This window comes from Phytopseudomonas argentinensis (genome assembly GCF_900113905.1).
GTDB lineage: Bacteria > Pseudomonadota > Gammaproteobacteria > Pseudomonadales > Pseudomonadaceae > Aquipseudomonas > Aquipseudomonas argentinensis.
In genome coordinates this window covers 1-2,876 of sequence record NZ_FORC01000012.1, presented here as the reverse complement: position 1 = coordinate 2,876, position 2,876 = coordinate 1, and the positions used below count along the sequence as shown (strand labels likewise).

Annotated in this window: 3 protein-coding genes and 3 pseudogenes; all 6 read right to left on the bottom strand. The window is 48.3% G+C overall.

Features of this window, described 5'->3' with window-relative positions:
* A pseudogene (locus tag BM154_RS23480) lies at positions 1-564 on the bottom strand (transposase); the annotation flags it as partial.
* A 37-nt stretch (positions 565-601) separates the two neighbouring features.
* Complete coding sequence (locus BM154_RS24695; protein WP_425272846.1) at positions 602-772, bottom strand: cytidine deaminase-like fold-containing protein; 171 nt, start codon at positions 770-772, stop codon at positions 602-604.
* A gap of 11 nt (positions 773-783) precedes the next feature.
* Positions 784-1,095: a hypothetical protein gene (locus tag BM154_RS23475; RefSeq protein ID WP_074890283.1), complete on the bottom strand. Its 312-nt coding sequence runs from the start codon at positions 1,093-1,095 to the stop codon at positions 784-786.
* A 290-nt stretch (positions 1,096-1,385) separates the two neighbouring features.
* A pseudogene (locus BM154_RS23470) lies at positions 1,386-2,087 on the bottom strand (transposase).
* A 102-nt stretch (positions 2,088-2,189) separates the two neighbouring features.
* Positions 2,190-2,486 (bottom strand): hypothetical protein, encoded by a 297-nt coding sequence (locus BM154_RS24075; protein WP_139225516.1) that lies wholly within the window; start codon positions 2,484-2,486, stop codon positions 2,190-2,192.
* 229 nt (positions 2,487-2,715) lie between these two features.
* Positions 2,716-2,876: pseudogene (locus BM154_RS24515) on the bottom strand (transposase); the annotation flags it as partial.

Sequence of the window (2,876 nt, the reverse complement as noted above, 5' to 3'; positions counted from 1 at the left end):
ATTTCGCTTGATGGAACGGCTTGGCGGATGAATTCTGTATAGCGGATGCGACGCTTTTCAGGCGTATCCCCAAGTGCGACGAAGCAAGGATCCATGTCCAGCCAATCGCTGTCAGCCTGATCCGTTACCCGCATCCGATAGCTAGACCAGGGATAATCACCCGCCTCAGCAACGATACGGGCTCGAACCGGGTTCAGCTCGATGTAGCGACAGCAGGCAAGCAGGTAGGCGTCTGACTCAACCACGCTGGACTTGTAGCGACTTTCCCAGAGTACCGGTTCGCCCCTCTAAGCGGTTCCGATAGCGGGTGGCGAGCGCCGCCAGCGCTTTCATCAACTGCCCCAGACCGGCAATGGCTTCACCAGGCGCCAATAGCAGGTGAACATGATTGGTCATCAGGCAATAAGCGTAGACCTTGATCCCGAAGGCATCTTTCAACTCGCGTAGGTCAGCTATGTAGCGTTGATAGTCCTGCTCAGCGGCAAACACCACCTGCCGGTTATGCCCTCGCTGCACCACATGATGTGGGTAGTTCGGCAACACAATCCGTCCCATCCTTGGCATAGCGATCTCCTTCAATTGAGACCTTCAGCTTAGCCAATCAGGAGGAAAATAAATCTGTCCCCTTTTCTTCTTCCATCTTGGTCGCTACTCGATCAGCTATCATGGTTGGCTCATCTGGATTTGCCTGAGCAATTGGGCGAGCTGTTTGATTTACATCAGTAAATGCTGCATCCCCAATTTTCCCCTCGGCAGTGAAAACTGGAGAAATGCCTTTTGGACCTAATCCTTATCGTATTTAAATGCTGTTTTCACCTGTCCACCTTGCCTATAAGACAAAACAAAGGAAATCCAAAATTCGCCACGCTGTCCAGCACTTTCCCTGAGGCGTTTTACCAAGCCATACAACATCGCATCATTGATATCTGTTTTAGCACTAGCAATCGCGACTCCATTTCTTTCAACTGTTAGCTCTGTATCAATGTAGCCATCTCCTACCTCAACCTCAAAACGGAAATAATCATAACCATCAACTATACCGACATCTATGGTCGAAAAAATCTCCTTAACCAATGCGAAGTCTTCAGTAATCATTATTGATCCTTTGGGATTTTATTGGCTTCATTTTCAAAAATTCTAGTCCTGGTTTTTCCATCAATCGTATACGTCACAGACAACGTGTCCGGCCTTGGCGAGTCCGGAACAGATCTATTGAACTTTATAGTAGTCGGACCAACAGTTTTTGCTGGGTCATTTACAGCTCGCTTAATTTCATGCTCATAGAAAACCTTATAAGCCGAATTATTGAAATTCCTATCCTGGGGAAATAAATTATACCCATCGCATGTACCACCCTCAAAAAGGGGACCAAAAAGGGGACAGATTTATTTTTTGGACTGTCGCTTGGGCCTGCCCTGACCTCGTAGCTCAACCCGCAGCCCTTGGATTCTTTCTATTTCATCTACGATACGAGCACTCCCTGTTAGCTGCCCCCTCTGTAGTGCTGCACGGATCAGCTCAATCTCGCTAGGTGAAACGGCTTGACGCATGAACTCCATGTATCGGATACGACGCCTTTCAGCCGTATGGCGAAGTGCAATGAAGCAGGGATCAATATCCAGCCAATCGCTGCCCGCCTGATCCGTTACACGCATCCGATGGCTCGACTAGGGATAATCAACCGCTTCGGCAACCATGCGGGCTCGAACTGGGTTCAATTCGATATAGCGACAGCAGGCAAGCAAGTAGGCGTCTGACTCAACAACGCTGGACTTGTAGCGACTCTCCCAGATAGTGCCGGTGCGACCTTCTAGACGGTTTCGATAGCGCGTAACACGCGCTGCCAGCGCCTTCATCAACTGCCCCAACCCAGCGATGGCCTCGCCGGGCGCTAGCAGCAGATGAACGTGATTCGTCATCAGGCAATAAGCGTAGACCTTGACCCCGAACGCATCTTTCAACTCGCGTAGGTCTGCTATTTAACGCTGATAGTTCTGCTCAGTGGCAAACACTACCTGCCGGTTATGCCCTCGCTGCACCACATGATGTGGGTAATTCGGCAATAAAATCCGTCCCATCCTTGGCATAACGATCTCCTTTCATTGAGATCTTCAGCTTAGCCAATCAGGAAAAAAAATAAATCTGCCCCCTTTTCCGCTTATTTTCCGTTTGGGCTGCCTTTCGGACCATTAGCCATCCCTTGAAAACTCTTTTAAATACGCCTCCTTAAAATCACCAAGCAGAACCACCGCACTGCTGATATCCCTAACCTGATATCCACTTTTATTTATGCAATCAATTACATAACTATCACCAACTTTCACTGCTCGCATAGCTTCATCTAGCGTAAAAACGCACTCTCGATGATACTCTTCATCACTTACACCAACAGAGGCCATCATTTCTGCTGCTTCTTCGATACTTTGTTGATTCACAGTAGCCGCGAATAAATCTTTAAGATTTTCTTTCCAGTTAAAAGTACCCACATAAACCTCCATCACAATGGATGCGCGGTATGAATCAAGTAACCACCATTACCGTCTGGCATTAGAACCAATTTAACTTTAGGCATTGATTTTTTATTTTCAACAACTGGACCACCGCTCGTCGAAACCTCAAAGCCGCGTCCTAAATTCCCCAATCCTGGATCAGCTTCAAAGGCTTTGGGCACACCAGCCTTTGGATTAGAGCTTATCCACAGGAAAAGGGGACAGATTATTTTCCGGGATTACGCCTCGGTCTGCCCTGACCTCGCAGTTCTACCCGCTGCCCTTGGATTCGTTCTATTTCATCCACGAAACGAGCACTGCCGGTTAGCTGTCCCCTCTGCAGTGCTGCACGAATCAAATCAATTTCGCTTGATGGAACGGCTTGGC

Coding starts and splice junctions, on each gene's coding strand:
- BM154_RS23475 (WP_074890283.1), bottom strand. CDS start 1,095: ATGATTACTGAAGACTTCGCATTGGTTAAGGAGATTTTTTCGACCATA.